Annotated in this window: 14 protein-coding genes; 13 read left to right on the top strand and 1 reads right to left on the bottom strand. The window is 35.8% G+C overall.

Going from position 1 to position 18,888, the window contains the following annotated elements:
• The first annotated feature begins 54 nt into the window (after window positions 1–54).
• The 11 genes from H4O20_RS07410 to acs all read left to right on the top strand — a co-directional run bounded on the left by H4O20_RS07410 (window position 55) and on the right by acs (window position 14,513).
• Window positions 55–1,389 (top strand): cytochrome ubiquinol oxidase subunit I, encoded by a 1,335-nt coding sequence (locus tag H4O20_RS07410; protein WP_139855678.1) that lies wholly within the window; start codon window positions 55–57, stop codon window positions 1,387–1,389.
• A 2-nt stretch (window positions 1,390–1,391) separates the two neighbouring features.
• Window positions 1,392–2,468 carry a cytochrome d ubiquinol oxidase subunit II gene (gene cydB, locus H4O20_RS07405; protein WP_185098789.1) on the top strand — a complete coding sequence of 359 codons (1,077 nt, stop codon included), beginning with the start codon at window positions 1,392–1,394 and terminating at the stop codon, window positions 2,466–2,468.
• Window positions 2,469–2,490: 22 nt separating this feature from the next.
• Window positions 2,491–2,793, top strand: a complete 303-nt coding sequence (locus H4O20_RS07400; RefSeq protein ID WP_139855680.1) for a hypothetical protein — start codon at window positions 2,491–2,493, stop codon at window positions 2,791–2,793.
• A 168-nt stretch (window positions 2,794–2,961) separates the two neighbouring features.
• Window positions 2,962–3,342, top strand: a complete 381-nt coding sequence (locus tag H4O20_RS07395) for a hypothetical protein (protein ID WP_185098788.1) — start codon at window positions 2,962–2,964, stop codon at window positions 3,340–3,342.
• Between the two features lie 137 nt (window positions 3,343–3,479).
• Complete coding sequence (locus H4O20_RS07390) at window positions 3,480–7,811, top strand: CusA/CzcA family heavy metal efflux RND transporter (RefSeq protein WP_185098787.1); 4,332 nt, start codon at window positions 3,480–3,482, stop codon at window positions 7,809–7,811.
• A 10-nt stretch (window positions 7,812–7,821) separates the two neighbouring features.
• Window positions 7,822–8,988: an efflux RND transporter periplasmic adaptor subunit gene (locus H4O20_RS07385; protein WP_185098786.1), complete on the top strand. Its 1,167-nt coding sequence runs from the start codon at window positions 7,822–7,824 to the stop codon at window positions 8,986–8,988.
• The gene (locus tag H4O20_RS15155; protein WP_260402656.1) at window positions 8,978–9,112 is read left to right on the top strand and encodes a hypothetical protein; all 135 of its coding nucleotides are present in this window, start codon (window positions 8,978–8,980) and stop codon (window positions 9,110–9,112) included. Before H4O20_RS07385 ends, H4O20_RS15155 begins: the two co-directional genes overlap by 11 nt.
• A gap of 1,422 nt (window positions 9,113–10,534) precedes the next feature.
• Complete coding sequence (locus H4O20_RS07380) at window positions 10,535–11,122, top strand: hypothetical protein (RefSeq protein WP_185098785.1); 588 nt, start codon at window positions 10,535–10,537, stop codon at window positions 11,120–11,122.
• 299 nt (window positions 11,123–11,421) lie between these two features.
• Complete coding sequence (locus H4O20_RS07375) at window positions 11,422–11,979, top strand: YeeE/YedE family protein (protein WP_139855691.1); 558 nt, start codon at window positions 11,422–11,424, stop codon at window positions 11,977–11,979.
• 3 nt (window positions 11,980–11,982) lie between these two features.
• Window positions 11,983–12,396: a DUF6691 family protein gene (locus H4O20_RS07370; protein WP_139855692.1), complete on the top strand. Its 414-nt coding sequence runs from the start codon at window positions 11,983–11,985 to the stop codon at window positions 12,394–12,396.
• 209 nt (window positions 12,397–12,605) lie between these two features.
• Window positions 12,606–14,513, top strand: a complete 1,908-nt coding sequence (gene acs, locus H4O20_RS07365; protein ID WP_139855693.1) for an acetate--CoA ligase — start codon at window positions 12,606–12,608, stop codon at window positions 14,511–14,513.
• 256 nt (window positions 14,514–14,769) lie between these two features.
• On the opposite strand, the gene H4O20_RS07360 is transcribed toward acs, so the two are convergent.
• The gene (locus H4O20_RS07360; RefSeq protein ID WP_185098784.1) at window positions 14,770–15,918 is read right to left on the bottom strand and encodes a cysteine desulfurase family protein; all 1,149 of its coding nucleotides are present in this window, start codon (window positions 15,916–15,918) and stop codon (window positions 14,770–14,772) included.
• Window positions 15,919–16,124: 206 nt separating this feature from the next.
• Between H4O20_RS07360 and H4O20_RS07355 the strand changes: the two genes are divergently transcribed.
• A complete protein-coding gene (locus H4O20_RS07355; protein WP_185098783.1) occupies window positions 16,125–16,991 on the top strand; it encodes a hypothetical protein in 867 nt (288 codons plus the stop codon).
• Window positions 16,992–17,251: 260 nt separating this feature from the next.
• Window positions 17,252–18,874: a M1 family metallopeptidase gene (locus H4O20_RS07350; RefSeq protein ID WP_185098782.1), complete on the top strand. Its 1,623-nt coding sequence runs from the start codon at window positions 17,252–17,254 to the stop codon at window positions 18,872–18,874.
• Window positions 18,875–18,888 lie beyond the last annotated feature (14 nt).

The raw sequence follows: 18,888 nt of genomic DNA, 5'->3' as shown, positions 1-18,888 counted from the left end.
ACTAAATCATTGATTTCGATTTCATAAATTTGAGTGACCAACTCTCAATCAGTTATGGAAGACATGATTTTTTACGATAGGATGCAGTTTGCATTTACTATCACTTTCCACTATTTATTTCCGCAATTAACTATGGGACTATCCCTGATGATAGTCTATTTTAAATGGAAATTCTTAAGAACTCAAATTGATAAATACAACGATGCTGCAAAGTTTTGGATGAAGATATTCGCTCTTAATTTTGCAATGGGAGTGGTAACAGGAATCCCAATGGAATTTCAATTTGGAACAAATTGGGCTAAATTTTCTGAGCTTACGGGAGGAATTATTGGGCAAACCCTTGCTATGGAAGGGATGTTTTCGTTTTTCCTTGAATCTTCATTTTTAGGATTGTTTCTATTTGGAGAAAAACTACTTGGACAAAAACTTCATTTTTTAACTGGCTTCTTGGTTTTCCTTGGTTCTTGGGCTAGTGGATATTTAATTATTGCAACCCATTCGTGGATGCAACACCCAGTGGGTTATGAAATATTAGAAAACGGAAAATTTGTTCTCAATAACTTTGGTGCATTGTTTTCCAATCCTTGGCTGCTACCCTCATTCTTACACAATCAAATGGGATCTTTAATCACCTCTTCTTTTGTAGTTGCAGGAGTTGGTGCATTTTATATCCTAAACAATAAACACAGTGAATTTGGAAAGCTCTTTGTGAAGACTGGAGTTATTTTTGGTTTGGTTTCTAGCCTATTAGTCGCTTTTCCTACAGGAGATTGGGCAGCAAAAAACGTTGTAAAATATCAGCCAGTAACTTTTGCAGCCATGGAAGGTATTTTCGAAACTGAAGAAGGTGGTTCTGAAATTATCTTAATCGGTCAACCCGATGTGGAAAACAAAAAACTAGACAACAAGATTGCAGTTCCGAATATATTGAGCTTTTTAACCTACCAAAAATGGGATGCAGAGATTAAAGGTCTTAATGAATTCGACGAAAGTGTTTATCCCACAAACATCCCTGGCCTGTACTATTCGTACCACATAATGGTTGGTTTGGGAACTATTTTTATAGGATTATTACTTTTAGCAGCCGTTCAGTTATTCAGAAAGAAACTTTATAAAACTAAATGGATTCTCTGGTCATTGATGTTTATGATTCCTTTTCCATATATCGCAAATACTGCAGGTTGGTACACCGCCGAATTGGGAAGGCAGCCGTGGTTGGTTTACAACCTATTAAGAACCGTCGATGGAATTTCCCCAACTGTGTCATCAGGAAATACATTATTTACTTTACTTGGATTTATCGGACTTTATTTACTGCTAGGGCTATTGTTTTTAATGCTCGCTGGAAAAATTATCTATAAAGGTCCTGAAACCACTAAACTCAACTAACTATGGAATTATTCTGGTATATCGTTTTAATGGCTATGTTTACCATTTATGTGATTTTAGATGGTTATGATTTTGGTGCTGGTATTATTCATCTATTTTATGCGAAAAAAGAAAAAGACAAAAAGGCTATTAGAAATGCTATTGGCCCATTTTGGGATGCTAATGAGGTGTGGCTTATAGCTGTAGGTGGTGTTTTATTTTTTGCTTTTCCAACCTTGTACGCATCTTCGTTTAGCGGATTTTATTTGCCATTGATAATGATATTGTGGTTACTTATTTTTCGAGCTATTGGTTTAGAACTTAGAGGGCAAATCCACAACAAAATATGGGAAGCAATTTGGGATAAAGCCTTTGGAATAGCAAGTCTACTCCTAGCCTTGTTTTTTGGGATAGCCTTAGGAAACATAGTAAGAGGAGTAAATTTGGGGATGGTTACCGACGGAGTGTCTGCGCACGAACCTCATTTTTTCTTTTTACCACTTTGGAATTCAACTTTTAGTCCGCACGCAGAACACTTAGGTATAATTGATTGGTTTACGTTGTTACTGGGGGTAATTGGTGTTGTAGCCTTAGCTATTCACGGGGCAAATTGGATAATTTTTAAAACCAATTCTGACTTAAACCAAAAGCTTAAGCAAGTAGTTTTTAACTTGAATATTGTTTTGTTAATCTTAGTTATTATATCGCTATTTTCTTGGCATATAATCGACCCTAAACCATTTCATAATTTTGTAAAATACCCTTGGCTTTGGATCTTCCCGATCATCACATTTACTGGAATTTTCGGCTTATTTAAAGTCAAAAGCTTTAAAAAGGATGGGTTCGGATTTTTATTTTCAACCTTATTTTTATTTGGCGGATTAGCTACAACTGTATCTTCTATATTCCCCAACTTATTACCATCTACAAATAATGTAAACCCTTCCCTAACCGTTTATAACGCAGCCGCACACGAGTATGGTTTATCGGTTGGTGTTTATTGGTTTGTAATTGCCGCAGTGTTGGTAGCTATTTATATGGTTATTCAGTATCGCGTTTTTAAAGGAAAGATGGACGATGTAGGGTATGGAGAACATTAGTAAGATTTAGTATTACTCCATTATGACAGATACATTAATTGCTATAATCAGTATTTTTATTGGAATCCTTGGTGCATTGCTTTTAAGTGTAATTAAGAAGAAATATTCATTGGGGTTCACAGGAAATACAATCGCTGGAATATTCGGGAGTATATTTTTTATTAAAATCTTCGGAAGACTTGGCTTCGACCCTATTTCCATTATGAAAACAGGAGAAGTTAACTATGCACTCTTCGCTATAAATATGGCCGTTTCACTGGTAGGAGGCGCAATTGGCTTATTAGTTACTAAGCTAATTGTGACTAAGATGAATCAGAAAAAATAATTCATTTTTCTACTTTGTAACAAAAGTCACTGTATCTATCCTTTTAAATCACAATCTTTGAAATAATATTTTTAATTATATGAATTTCAGCAGTTACTAATAATCGTATTAATTAACTGATTCATATCATATTCAGTTCAGAAAAAAATATATATTTTTGATACTTAAATGAAAGCCATATTCGCCATATCATTTTCTTTTCTCCTCGCTTTCCAAAGCGTTGGCATTGGCATTCAGGATATATTTTTAATAGGAAAACTAGTACAACACGCCGAATATCATTCAGAAAATTACGGAGACGACTTTTTTACATTTGTTCAAAAACACTACGGTATTGAAAAGGAAAATCATCAAGAACCTGAACACGAAGAATTGCCATTTCAGCATATTTCTTGTCAACACGTTTTAACCGATGTTGTGATAGTTTCATTGGATATTACTTTACCAAAAGTGGAAATAAACATTCCACAATCTCATAAATTTTATTACCAAAATTTATATTCCTCTTTGGAAAAAATTTCAATTTTCCAACCTCCAAAATTCGCATAACTAAATAGACCTTTTGGAAATTATCTATTTCCAATTGCAAGTTTTTACTGCTCCAAACTTGGATCGGTATTCCAACAATTTTCTATTTACTCATACTTCAGCAATTTATCTGTTGAAGTTCAAAGATTAATTTAGTTATGTTATCAAAAATCATTCAATTTAGCATCAACCATAAACTCATTATCGGGTTATTTACCCTTGTTCTGATTGGCTTTGGTGTGTTTTCCCTTACACAATTACCTATTGGGGCAGTTCCTGATATTACCAACAATCAAGTGCAGGTTATTACCACTTCCCGCAACCTTTCTACTCAGGATATGGAACAGTTTATCACCTACCCTGTCGAGCTGGAAATGGCCAACTTACCTGGGGTAGTTGAAATTCGTTCTACTTCAAAATTTGGACTTTCAGTAGTTACTATTGTTTTTGAAGAAAGTATGGGTACGTACTTGCCCAGACAACTTATTGCAGAGAAAATTCAATCTGCATCCGAAAATATTCCCGAAGGATTTGGCACACCTCAAATGGGCCCGATAACCACTGGTCTTGGTGAAATTTATCAATACATTCTAGACGTAAAGCCAGGTTATGAAGATAAATATACCACTACTGAACTGCGTACCATTCAAGATTGGATTGTAAGAAGACAGCTTTCGGGAATTCCAGGTGTAATAGAAGTAAATACTTGGGGAGGACATTTAAAGCAATACGAAGTTGCTATAAATACCAACAAGCTGAATGCGATGAATATTACCGCTTCAGAAATATTTACTGCCTTAGAAAAAAACAACAGTGTTTCTGGCGGTGGTTATATTGAAAAGGAAAATCAAGCTTATTTTATTCGCGGGGAAGGCTTGGCGACTTCATTAGAAGACATTGGAAATATTGTAGTAAAAAACGATAATGGCTTCCCCATTTATGTGAAGGATGTCGCCAAAGTACAGTTTGGTGGTGCTCCACGTTTTGGTGCTATTACCGGAAATGGAGAAGGCGAAAAAATCCTCGGACAGATAATGATGCTGAAAGATGGCGATTCCAATCAAGTAATAAATGACGTACAAGAAAGAGTAGCAGAAATAGCAGAATCTCTCCCTGAAGGGGTTTATATAAATCCGTTTTTGGATAGAAGTGTGCTGATTGGAAAAACCACTTTTACAATCGCTGAAAACCTTATTCTCGGGATACTTATTGTAATTTTTGTAGTGGTGCTACTATTAGGAAATTTCCGTTCCGGATTAGTGGTAGCCTCTGTTATCCCGCTGTCTTTGCTTTTCACGCTCTCGATGATGTATTTATTTGGTGTGGACGCAAACTTGATGAGTCTTGGCGCTATCGACTTTGGAATTATCATTGACGGTGCAGTAATTATAGTTGAATTTGTCGCTTTTCAAATTAGTAAAAACGCTTCAAAACTCAATGCACTTCCTTTATCAGAAAGGCGATTAGCAAAAGATAACCTCACCTGGAATAGCGCTTCAAAAATGATGAATTCTGCCATTTTTGGGCAACTTATTATTCTTATAGTTTTTATTCCTATTCTTTCATTAAGCGGTGTGGAAGGCAAAATGTTTAGACCAATGGCGATGACGTTTAGTTTTGCGCTTATCGGAGCTATGATTTTGTGTTTTACTTATGTTCCTGTAGCTGCTTCTCTATTTTTAAAACCCGAGGAAGCTTCCAAAAGAAACATTTCTGTTCGGATAATGACTTTCTTAAATCGCTTTTACGAACCGTCAATCCGTTGGGCATTAGGAGCGAAAAAACTGGTTTTAAGTATTGCTATTTTAATCCTTGCAGTTACTGTTTATATTTTTACTACTATGGGTGGCGAGTTTGTCCCTACGCTTGACGAAGGTGATTTTGTAATTCAGCCTGTATTAAAAACGGGGACTTCTCTTAGCAATACCATTGATATTACTACTCAAATTGAAAAAATTCTCATTGATAACTTCCCAGAAGTTGATCAAGTGGTTAGCCGTATTGGTGCCGCAGAAGTTCCTACAGACCCGATGTCTATGGAAGAAAGTGATGTTATAATCACCTTAAAACCAATAAAGGAATGGACATCCGCCTCAACTAAAAATGAGTTAGCTGAGAAATTTAAAGAAGCCTTAGCAATAATTCCTGGGATGGAAGTGGAATTCACCCAGCCAATCGAAATGCGTTTTAATGAACTTATTACAGGAGTTAGAGCAGATATTGCGATTAAGATTTTTGGAGAAGACCTCGATATACTAAATAAAAAGGCTAACGAAATAAAAGGCCTAATAGAAAATGTTGAAGGTGCCGACGATATTATTGTAGAAAAAGTTGCCGGCCTACCCGAAATGAATGTAAAATTCGATAGAAATAAAATCGCACGATACGGTTTAAACATTGAAGATTTAAATGAAATGATCTCAATGGGCTTCGCTGGAAAATCTTTGGGAAGCATTTTTGAAGGTGAAAAACGTTTTGATTTAGTGGTTCGTTTAGATGAAAATAATCGTCGCGATCTTTCAAATCTTCAAAACCTTTATGTAGATATTCCTGCCGGTGGAAAAGTTCCTTTAAGTGAACTAGCTGAAATAAAATACTCCAAAGGTGCTGCGCAAATTTCCCGAGACGACACAAAACGTCGCATTGTAGTTGGGGTAAATGTGAGAAGTCGCGATCTACAAAGTGTAGTTGATGATGTTCAAAAAATAATTGACGACAATCTTAAACTCCCTGCTGGCTACACCATTGATTACGGAGGTCAGTTTGAGAATCTTCAAAGTGCAAAAAACAGACTTTTAATCGCCGTTCCCATTGCATTACTGCTGATTTTTATAATGCTTTATTTCGCTTTTAATTCAGTAAAGGAAGCTTTGATGATTTACTCTGCAATTCCTTTGGCAGCGGTTGGTGGCGTGTTGTTGCTTTGGATTCGCGATATGCCTTTTAGCATCTCGGCAGGTGTTGGTTTTATAGCCCTCTTTGGGATTGCCGTACTTAACGGAATTGTTTTAATAGAACATTTTAAAGAACTTAAAAAAGAAGGAATGACAGATAAAAACGAACTTATAGTACAAGGTACAAAAGACCGTTTACGTGCAGTATTACTAACCGCTTCGGCAGCAGCACTCGGATTTTTACCAATGGCTGTTTCAACAAATGCTGGGGCTGAAGTTCAAAGACCATTAGCTACTGTGGTAATTGGTGGTTTGATAACAGCTACAATTCTAACCTTAATAGTTTTACCTGTGTTATTTTCAATTTTTGATTCTGATAAAAAGAAAAAACCTAAAAAGAAATTAGGAAAGTCATTGCCAATTACAATCCTAGTAATACTTCTAAGTTTTTCAGGATTGGCTCAGCAGAATCCGAAGTCATTGCAAGATTTACAGCAAATGGCTTTGGAAAACAATGCTGGACTCAAAGCTTCCTCACTTCAGATGGATGAAGCCAATGCTTTAATTGGTAGTGCTTTCAGTTTTGATAAAACCACTGTGTTTTATGAATTTGACGAAAACAATATGGCGCCCAATAATGAACCACTTAAAGTTTTTGGTGTGGAACAAGACTTTCTTTTCCCAACAGTTTACTTCGCTGAAAAGAATGTAAATAAGCGTCAGTTTGAAATGCAAAGCAAGCAATACCAACTTCAAAAACGCAAAACTGAAGGGATGGTTGCAGCAGCCTATTATCAATATCAATATGAGAAAAATAGAGCAAGTGTTTACGAGAGATTGGATAGTTTGTATCAAAATTTTGCGCACGCAGCGCAACGCCGTTTTGAATTAGGGGAAACAAATTACCTAGAAAAGATAACTGCTCGTGCCAAACAACGACAGTTAGAAACCGATTTCAATCAGACTAAAGAAGATGTATTAATTGCAATGGAGCAGCTAAAAACTGTAGTTCAATCCAAAGATAGTTTGCTGATTGCTGAGCAACCCCTTGAGAAACTTCAACTTTCAATTGCAGCTTCTGAACAACATCCAGCATTAGACTATTATGAAAGTAGAAATAGCTTTTTTAAGGCTAAAAGCGGTCTTGAAAAGCAAAGCTTACTTCCAGATATCAGTCTTTCCTATTCCTTAGGCAGCAATTCTGGTTTGAGTCAGAATCTTTACGCCTATCAAATCGGACTTAAAATTCCGTTGCTTTTTGGCGGAAATGCTTCAAAAATAAAAGCATCAAAGATTGCCGCAGATGTAAGTCAGCAGCAAGCTGAAGATTATAAAATTCACATGAATTCACGAAAAGTGCAGTTGCTCAATGAAGTTTCAAAATATGAAGATGCACTTCAGTATTACGAAACCGAAGGAAAATCACTTTCAGAAGAAATTTTAAAGACAGCCAATATCAGTTTCAAAAATGGAGAAATAGACTTTTTTCAATACATCCAAAGTCTTGAAAACGCTTACGAAATTGAATTACAACATCTAGAAAACCTCAATAAATACAACCAAGCAGTTATTGCTATCAACTATTTAACGCTTTAAAAAATTAATTATGCATTATATAAAATCAATTTTGTTGCTATTAGCCTTCATTTTGGCATCGTGTAACAATTCAGAAAAAGAAGTGGAATCTACTGATTCTACTTCAGAAGAAATTGCAGACGGAAATATTCATCTTTCAAAAGCACAGTTTGAAAACGCCAAAATGGAAATTGGCCAACTCACCGAAAAACCATTTGCTCAAACAGTACAAACCAATGGCGTAATTGATGTGCCACCACAAAGTCGAGCGGTAGTTAGCGCTTTTGCTGGAGGTTATATTAAAAACACACCGTTATTAGTTGGAAGCAAAGTTTCAAAAGGACAACGCTTGGTTACCATCGAAAATCCAGAGTTTATAACAATGCAGCAGAATTATATGGAAACTGTGGCGCAGCTTTCATACCTAAACTCGGAATACGAGCGACAAAAAACGATGTTTGAAGAGAAAATAACTTCTCAGAAAAGTTATTTAAAAGCTGAAAGTGAATACAAAACAGCATTGGCGCGTAGTAATAGTTTAAAGAAAAACCTTCAGATGCTGAATATAAATCCGGCTTCCGTGGCAGCGGGAAATATAGTTTCTCAAGTAAATATATATAGCCCCATAGATGGAAATGTAACTCAAGTTTTTGTGAATACGGGCACCTATGTTTCTCCAGCCGATAAGATTATGGAAATTATGAACACCGACCATATTCACTTGGAATTAAAAGTTTTTGAGAAGGATTTGTTACAACTTAAAAAAGATCAGGAAATACTGTTTTCTGTGCCAGAAGCCTCAAAGGAAACATTTAAAGGCGATGTGCATTTGGTTGGAACTTCTATCGATCCTAATTCAAGAATTGCAATGATCCACGGACATATAGATGAAAAAGACTCGCAGAATTTCACCGCAGGAATGTTTGTAGAAGCTCAAATCGTAACAGGTACCTCAAACCATTTGGCCTTACCTGAAAACGCGATAGTAGAATTAGATGGAGTGAATTATGTATTGCTTATAGAAAACGAAAACAACGACGAATACCAATTACACTCTGCAAGAGTAAAGGTTGGAGCTACATACCAAGGCTATACAATAATTGAGAATGCTTCAGAATTTGAAAAAGATAGTCGTTTTTTAACCAAAGGTGGTTTTGCATTGCTACAGGAAGAAGGTGGCGGTGGGCATGGGCACTGAAGAAATCGAAATTGAAAACGAAAACGAAATCGAAACCGAAGTTGAGGTTGAAGTTGAAAAAGAAAGGACATTACCTGATTTAATACAATTACGAGCTCCTTCCCCTTCGAAATATTTTAAATAATTGTACTAGTGGCATCAAGGGGAAGGTGGCGGTTGGAAAATAGGTGAAGATGAAGATGAAAAAGAAATCGAAAACGAAATCCAAATCGAGATTGAAAACGAATTTGAAGATGTCCCTCGGCTGAGTTTATCCTGGACTAAGCTGGAGTATGACCTGCAAGGTGTTGTTTTGATTTGTGTAAGCAAATGAAAACCTCCTTGTAGGTCTAACGAAAACGAAATCGAGATTGAAATCGAAAACGAACCCGATAGTTATCGGGAGCAAGGTGAAGATGAAGTTGAAGATGAAAAAGGAAGGACATTACCTGATTTAATACAATTACGAGCTCCTTCCCCTTCGAAATATTTTAAATAATTGTACTAGTGGCATCAAGGGGAAGGTGGCGGTTGGAAAATAGGTGAAGATGAAGATGAAAAAGAAATCGAAAACGAAATCCAAATCGAGATTGAAAACGAAGTTGAAGATGTCCCTCGGCTGAGTTTATCCTAGGCTATGCTGGAGGATGACCTGCAAGGTGTTGTTTTAATTTGTGTAAGCAAATGAAAATCTCCTTGTAGGTCTAACGAATTCGAAAACGAAATCGAAAAATCAAATCGAAATCGAGATTAATCCCGATAGTAATTGGGGGAAGATGAAGATAAAGATGAAGTTGAAGTTGAAGTTGAAGTTGAAAAAGAAAGTACGTTACCTGATTTAATACAATTACGAGCTCCTTCCCCTTCGAAATATTTTAAATAATTGTACTAGTGGCTTTAAGGGGAAGGTGGCAGCTGGGAAATAGGTGAATTAGGAGATAAATTCGTAATCCAGCTGTCGGAAGGGGTTGAAATTGAAGGTGAAGATGAAATCGAAAACGAAGTTGAAGATGTCCCTCGGCTGAGTTTATCCTAGGCTATGCTGGAGGATGACCTGCAAGGTGTTGTTTTGATTTGTGTAAGCAAATGAAAATCTCCTTGTAGGTCTAAAGAAAACGATATCGAGATTGAATCCGATAGTTGTCGGGAGAAGATGAAGATGAAGATGAAGTTGAAGTTGAAGTTGAAAAAGAAAGTACATTACCTGATTTAATACAATTACGAGCTCCTTCCCCTTCGAAATATTTTAAATAATTGTACTAGTGGCATCAAGGGGAAGGTGGCAGCTGGGAAATAGGTGAATTAGGAGATAAATTCGTAATCCAGCTGTCGGAAGGGGTTGAAATTGAAGGTGAAGATGAAATCGAAAACGAATTTGAAGATGTCCCTCAGCTGAGTTTACCCTAGGCTATGCTGGAGGATGACCTGCAAGGTGTTGTTTTGATTTGTGTAAGCAAATGAAAACCTCCTTGTAGGTCTAAAGAAGGGGACTTAATCAATGGAATTATTTATAAATACAAGTTCCATATTTTTCGTATCTTAAACTTTAATTTTAAAAAGTTTGATTATGAAAAAATTACTCGTTGTTATTGCATTAACTTTTGCTTTTTCAGCATTTTCCCAATCTAAAATTCTACCAGCCGACATTCAGATAAAAACTGCTCTTCTAGCGGCACCTGAAATGTATCGCGATGCGGCTACAGTACTTGGGTATAACGCCGATGGAAAACTAGTGACACTTCGTGAAGGCACAAATACATTAATTTGTTTAGCAGACGATCCAAACAAAGAAGGAATAAGCGTAGCCTGCTATGGCGCCGAATTAGAACCATTTATGGCAAGAGGAAGAGAATTAGAGGCTGAAGGAAAATCTAATCCTGAAAAGCAAGAAGTTCGAAAAAAAGAAATTGAAGCTGGAAGGCTAAAAATGCCCGAAGAACCTTCAATGGTTTATGTTTTGGCTGCTGAAGAAAAAGACCTTAATATTGAAACTGGTGAAGTTGAAAATAGCAGAATTCGATATGTACTTTACAAACCTTATATGACGGGTGAAAGCACTGGCTTACCAACTAAACCACAAGCTCCAGGAATGCCCTGGTTAATGGATGCTGGCACTCATCGTTCACATATTATGATTTCTCCTGCTAGAAAATAATAAGGATAGTTATATTTAGATCTATTAAAAAAGGTGGTGTTCTGTTTTAATACACAACACCACCTTTTGCTATTTATACCTTCCAATTTACTCTCAAACACTCCAATAACTCTAAATTATTAATTTTTTATTTCATATTATTCAATTTTTAAAAAGGCTATACACTACTCTTCTTTAGCTAGTTAACCTCAAATAAAAATTAATTTTTTCTCTTTTCTTTTTAATTACCCGTTGGAATGTAATCTAGGTTACAGTCTGTTTGGTTAATCATACTTAAATTTGCACAAAAATAATTAACTATGAATTTGTTTTATGATCCTTGGCCTTGGTATATAGGCGGACCTTTAATTGCGCTTGTAATGTTTGTGCTTTTGTACTTAGGAAAGCAATTTGGAATGTCATCAAACCTACGTACAGCCTGCTCAGCCTTAGGAGCTGGCAAAGCAGCAGACTTTTTTAAATTCGATTGGAGGACGCAACGTTGGAATTTAATGGTTGTATTAGGCGCCATAATTGGGGGTTTTATAGCTTCTAATTTTATGAGCGATAATATTGTTACTATAAATCCTGAAGTCGCACAACAGTTAGCTGATGACTACAACATCACTTCCGCAAACGAAGCGTATTTACCAACTGAAATTTTCAGTATGGAGAATATATCTCAGCCAAAAAACATTTTGATTTTACTAATAGGTGGTTTACTAGTAGGCTTTGGTGCTAGATATGCAGGCGGCTGTACTTCTGGTCATGCAATTTCGGGACTGAGTAATTTACAACTTCCTTCATTGATTGCAGTAATTGGTTTTTTTATTGGTGGCCTAGTTATGATTCACCTTATTTACCCTTTAATATTTTAGAAAATGAGATACATCACATATTTAATAGTAGGTATATTCTTCGGAATTATAATGTTTAAATCTGAAGCTGCATCTTGGTTTCGAATCTATGAAATGTTCCAGTTTGGTAGTTTTCATATGTATGGAATTATGGGCTCTGCTTTAGCCATTGGAATAATTGGTGTTCAGCTAATTAAAAGAAAGAACATAAAACCCATAGATGGAGGTGAAATGAGATTACAGCCAAAAGATAAAGGCTTTAGCCGTTATATGATTGGTGGTATAATTTTCGGTTTAGGATGGGCACTGTCTGGCGCTTGTCCAGGACCAATGTACGTTTTAGCCGGAGCAGGATATTTTCCTATTTTAATAGTTATCCTCGGAGCACTATTAGGAACCTTTCTTTATGGATTAGTAAAAAACAAACTTCCTCATTAATTTCGATTTTATTCATAATTTGAAAATCCCGCTACAAAAATTTGCTAGCGGGATTTTTAGTTTTTGTAAATAGTTATTTCCATATTTTTTTGATTTCTAATTTAAATATTCTGAAAATGTAAATATATTTGAAAGGCTATAGTCTATTAAGGCTTATTAAAATCTGTCTTAATTTTAGAAAATTCACTTCCCATAAAAACCGTTTTGCAATGAGTAATTACCACATAAAGAATTTAGAAGAATATTTTCAAGTTTACAGAAAATCTGTTCGTGACCCAGAAAGCTTTTGGGAGGAAATAGCCGAAGAAAACTTTTTGTGGCGTAAGCGATGGGATAAAGTACTAGAATACGACCTTTCAAAATCAGAATTCTCTTGGTATAAAGGGGCAAAACTAAATATTACTGAAAACTGTATTGACAGGCATTTATATACACACGCCAATAAAACAGCTATCATTTTTGAACCAAACAATCCCGATGAAATGGCAGAGCACATAAGCTATCGCCAACTTCACGATAGGGTTTGTAGGTTTGCCAATGTTTTGCAAAACCACGGGATTCAAAAAGGAGATCGCGTTTGTATATACCTACCAATGATACCTGATTTGGCAATTTCCTTATTGGCATGCGCGCGAATTGGAGCGATACACTCTGTGGTTTTTGCAGGATTTTCTGCCTCTGCTTTATCTAGCAGAATTAACGATTCCGATTGTAAGATGGTTATAACCAGTGATGGCTCTTTCCGTGGAAATAAAACAATAGATTTAAAAGGAATTGTTGATGATGCTTTAGAAAGTTGTCCAGGTGTAAAAACTGTTTTAGTAGCAAAACGAACAAATTCTGATATCCCGATGAAGGAAAATCGCGATAAGTGGTTACAACCTTTATTAGACGCTGCAATGAATGAATGCGTACCTGTAATTATGGATGCGGAAGATCCATTATTTATTTTGTACACATCTGGAAGTACAGGAAAACCAAAAGGAATGGTTCACACTATTGCTGGATATATGGTTTATACCGCCCATAGTTTTAAAAACGTGTTCCAATACCGAGAGAACGATGTTTTTTGGTGCACTGCAGATATTGGATGGATAACCGGCCATAGTTATATAGTTTATGGCCCCTTAGCAAACGGAGCCACAACCTTAATGTTTGAAGGTGTACCCTCCTATCCAGATTTTGGACGTTTTTGGAATGTTGTAGAAAAACACAAAGTAACTCAGTTTTACACCGCACCAACGGCAATTCGTGCCTTAGCAAAAGAAAAAACAGATTTTTCAGAAAAATACGATCTTTCATCACTTAAGATTTTAGGTAGTGTTGGTGAACCAATTAATGAAGAAGCTTGGCATTGGTACAACGATAATATTGGGAAGAAAAACTGCCCAATAGTAGACACATGGTGGCAAACCGAAACTGGTGGAATTATGATTTCTCCAATTCCCTACTCCACTCCTACCATTCCTACGTATGCAACCTTGCCGCTACCGGGGATTCAACCTGCATTAATGGGTGAAAATGGAGAGGAGCTTAAAGGAAATTCTGTTAGTGGAAAATTATGCATAAAGTTCCCTTGGCCTGCCATGGCAAGAACGATATGGAATAATCACGAGCGATATCGCGACACCTATTTTTCGGCTTATAAAGACATGTACTTCTCTGGAGATGGTGCACTTCGTGATAGTACAGGTTATTACAGAATAACAGGCCGTGTTGACGATGTAATAATTGTATCTGGTCATAATCTAGGAACTGCTCCTATTGAAGATTCGATAAACGAGCACCCAGCAGTATCTGAGAGTGCAATTGTAGGCTTTCCTCATAGCATCAAAGGAAATGCACTATACGGTTATGTGATACTGAAGGAAACTGGAGAGAGCCGTATGCATGACAATTTGCGCAAAGAGATAAATCAGATTATCACAGAACACATTGGACCCATTGCAAAATTGGATAAGATTCAATTTGTTTCCGGCTTACCTAAAACTAGAAGCGGGAAAATCATGCGTCGTATATTGAGAAAGATAGCTGAAAAAGACACTTCAAACCTTGGAGATATTTCTACCCTACTAAATCCTGAAATAGTTGAAGAGATTATGAAGGAGGCGCTATAGATGGACGATATTGGAAATTGGAAGTTGGAAGTTGGAAGTTGGAAGTTGGAAGTTGGAAGTGAAATTTAAAAAACATTATTTCCCTTCGGCTCCGCTCGGGATCCGGGATTTGGAATTTGGATTTTGGAATTTCCAACCATTGTCTTCGACAGGCTTAGACTGACAAATGGAAAGGGATTTTGTGTTTTGAAAACATAGCTATCCTTCGACTCCGCTCGTGGGTCGGGATTTGGGATTTGGGATTTGAAATCTGAATTTATTCTTCAATAAATTCTTTTAAAACTTCAACTACATAATCCACTTCTTCTTTTTTATTGAAAGAAGAAAATGAAAAACGAATTGATGGTTTTGCAAGGTCGTCGTCGGAAAGAATGGCGCTTAGCACGTGTGATCCGCCCTCGCTACCACTTTGGCAAGCGCTTCCTTTAGAGCAAGCAATTCCTTTTAAATCTAATTGAAACAAAAGCAACATCGCTTTTTCAGAAGTAATAGGAAGACATACATTTAACAAGGTATATGTACTGCGCTCGTCATTATCGCAATCTCCGTTAAACTTTACTCCCTGAATATTTTCTGAAAGTTGTGTTTTAAAGTATTGCTTTAGTTCGCTAATATATTTGCGTTCCTTTTCTAATTTGTGATAAGATAATTTTAAGGCTTCAGCCATTCCTGCAATTGCATATACAGCTTCCGTACCAGCTCTGAGTCCTCTTTCCTGAGAACCACCGTGAATTAATGGTTTTAACCCTGAGTTTTTTCTTACATAAGCAAAACCAGCTCCTTTGGGTCCGTGAAATTTATGGGCAGCAGCAGCCGCAAAATCAACTGGAATTTCTTTAAAATCAAGTTCAAAATGCCCTACAGATTGTACTGTATCACTGTGGAAAAGTGTATCGTATTTTTTACAAAGCTCAGCCGTCTTTTTTAAATCAAGAAGATTACCAACCTCATTATTAACGTGCATTAAGCTCACTAAGGTTTTTTCGGATGTATCTGATAATAATTTTTCTAAATGCTCGTAATCTACATGTCCGCAATGATCCAAGTTCACGAATTCTAATTTAATCTCGTACTTTTCTTGAAGCCACTCTAAAGTGTGTAAAACAGCGTGATGTTCAATTCTACTAGAAATTACACGCTTAACGCCAAGATCACGAACAGCACCGTTTAATATTAAATTATCAGCTTCAGTACCACCAGAAGTAAAAATAATTTCGCTTGCTGAAACATTCAACAGCTTAGCAGTTTCTTTTCTAGCATTTTCTAACAACGACTTTGAAGATCTACCGTATGAATGAGTTGATGAGGGATTTCCGTATTCGGTTTTTAAAACTTCATTAATACAGTCAATCACTTCATCTCTAAGCTGAGTAGTTGCGGCGCTATCGAAATATACTTTTTTCATTTAGAAATTATTTAAAATAATGGCATTTAAACAAGTGAGAATTATCTAAAATCCTATTTATTATTTTCAGATTGCAAAAGTACATATTTAAACAGTTTTCAAGCTTATTATGTCGAAAAGAAAAAACGAGCCATAAATTTTGTAAAATATTACTTCTTCTAGAATATGGCGTAGAGTTTGCTATTTTTGAAGAAAAATGATTTACTATGAAAAAGATTCTTTTCCTCCTCACTTTATTTATCCTTCAATTAAGTTTCGCCCAACAAAACACTGAAGTATATATATTCGATATTTCACCTTCTTATTCGGGTATGGAACTGCTAAACGCTCGTAATGTTTCAAATAATGAAGGGTACGACAATCAGCCTTCTTTTATTTCAAATGAAACCTTAGTCTTTGCTGGAAATAACAATGGACAAACAGATATTTCAGAATACAATTTAAATTCAAAAATTAAAACTTGGGTTAATCAAGAAACCGAGGGCGGCGAATATTCACCACAAAAATTTCCTTCTAGCAATGATATTGCAGCTGTAAGATTGGATAAAGACGGAAAACAACGACTTTATAGATATGATTCAGAAACGGGAAAATCTTCAGAAATTATAGAAGATTTAGAAGTAGCTTATTTCGCATTTTACAATGACGAATTAATTCTTGCCACTGTTTTGGCGGATGACAAATTGGATTTAGTGATGATTAACTTAACCACTAAAGCTGTTGATACTTTATTTCGAAACGCAGGAAGAACGCTTCAAAGAATTCCGAAATCGGACTATATGAGCTATTCATTGATAAACGATGAAGGTAACCTTGATATTTATATGTTAGAAATGAATATTTTAGGAAGTTATTTTGTTAGTGAACTGCCTATTGGCATTCAAGATTACGTATGGATCAACGACACCCAAATACTTGTTGGTAGCGGTAATAAACTATATATGTACGACACTCTGGGTGAACCCGAATGGAATCGTGTAGCATCACTTGAAGACTACGGAATAAAAAATATAACTAGAATAGCAATTAGTCCGAATGGAAAAAAAATAGCCCTAGTTGTTGAAGAAAATTAAATTATAAAATCAATTTTTAATTGAAAGTTTAATTGCCTTATTTCGGAGGCTAAATAAAATGAAGATTCTTCAGTATTACAGTCTTGAAATGAATCCTTTTGCTTTAAAGTTTCAGACAGCTTGAGTTTTTTTATAGCAAAACCGAATGTTTCAATTGAACTAACTGAATAATTTCTCTTTTATAAAACTCAGCTACTTTTCAGTATTTCTAATAGCTTCAAGTCTTTTTTTTGGTATTTTTAGACAAAAATTTCTCCTCAATGAAAAATCTTTTCTTTCTACTATTCCTAAGCATTAATTTTGTTTCCATTGCACAAGAATTTTCACGTGCAGATACGCTTCGAGGTAGCATTACTCCTGAAAGAGCTTGGTGGAATGTTACACATTACGATTTAAAAGTTTCCGTAAATCCTTCAGAAAAATCTATTGAAGGTAGTAACACCATAACTTATGAAGTTTTAGAGCGCAACAACATTATGCAAATCGACTTGCAGGCTCCGATGAAAATTGACAAAATTCTTCAAAACAATGAAGAGATTTCATTCACTTCAGAAGGAAATGCGCATTTTTTAAAACTTAAAAAGAAACAGAAAAAAGGTAAGCAGAATAAAATCACTATTTACTTTTCTGGAAAACCAACTGTAGCGCGACGTGCTCCTTGGGATGGTGGTTTTACATGGACAAAGGATAGCAATGGCAACGAATTTATCGCCACTGCTAACCAAGGAATTGGTGCAAGTATTTGGTGGCCGTTAAAAGATCACCCTTCCGAAGAGCCTGATAATGGCATGAAAATTTCGGTTACGGCACCAAAACATTTAATGGATGTAAGCAACGGACGACTTATTAAAGTAATTGAAAATGACACCACAAAAACTTGGGTTTGGGAGGTTGTAAATCCTATCAATGCTTACGGAGTAAACATTAATATTGGCGATTATGTACGTTGGAGTGAAAAGTATCAAGGTTTAAATGGAACTTTAGACATGGATTACTACGTGCTTAGAGAAAATGAAGAAAAAGCCAAAGAACAATTCAAACAAGCCCCAATGATGATGGAAGCGTTTGAACACTGGTTTGGCCCCTACCCTTTTTATGAAGATGGATACAAGCTTGTGGAAGCACCATATTTAGGAATGGAACATCAAAGTAGTGTTACCTACGGCAATCAGTTTGAAAACGGATATTTAGGCCGCGACTTATCTAGATCGGGTTGGGGAATGAAATTCGATTTTATAATAATTCACGAAAGTGGTCACGAATGGTTTGCAAATAATATTACTAATAATGATGTGGCAGATATGTGGGTTCACGAAGGATTTACCTGCTATTCTGAAAATATCTATCTCGATTATCACTTTGGAAAAAAAGCTTCTTCAGAATATGTTGTTGGACTTCGCCGTAGTATTTTAAATGATATTCCAATAATTGGAAATTATAATGTTAGTCATTCAGGTAGCAGCGATAAGTATTACAAAGGTGCAAATATGCTTCACACCATTAGACAACTAATTGATAATGATGAAAAGTGGCGACAAATTTTAATCGGTTTGAATAAAGATTTTTATCACCAAACTGTAAGCAGCAAACAGGTTGAAGATTATATCATGCAGAAAAGTGGCTTAAATCTCAATATGTTTTTTAACCAATACCTAAGAACAACTATGATTCCTAAGGTGGAATATAAAGTTGAAGACAACAAGTTGAAATTTCGCTATACCGACATCCTTAAAAACTTTAAGATGCCTGTTATTGCTATAATTAATGGAAAAGAAGAATGGATAGAACCTACTTCGGAATGGAAAACAAAAGAATTTTCATCATCCATTGAAACTGCTGAAATTAAAAAAGATTTTTATGTTATTACTGAAGAAATAGAATAACGTACACCCAATTA

Source organism: Aequorivita sp. 609 (assembly GCF_014212065.1).
Taxonomy (GTDB): Bacteria; Bacteroidota; Bacteroidia; order Flavobacteriales; family Flavobacteriaceae; genus Aequorivita; species Aequorivita sinensis.
This window is presented reverse-complemented; position numbering and strand designations above follow the sequence as displayed.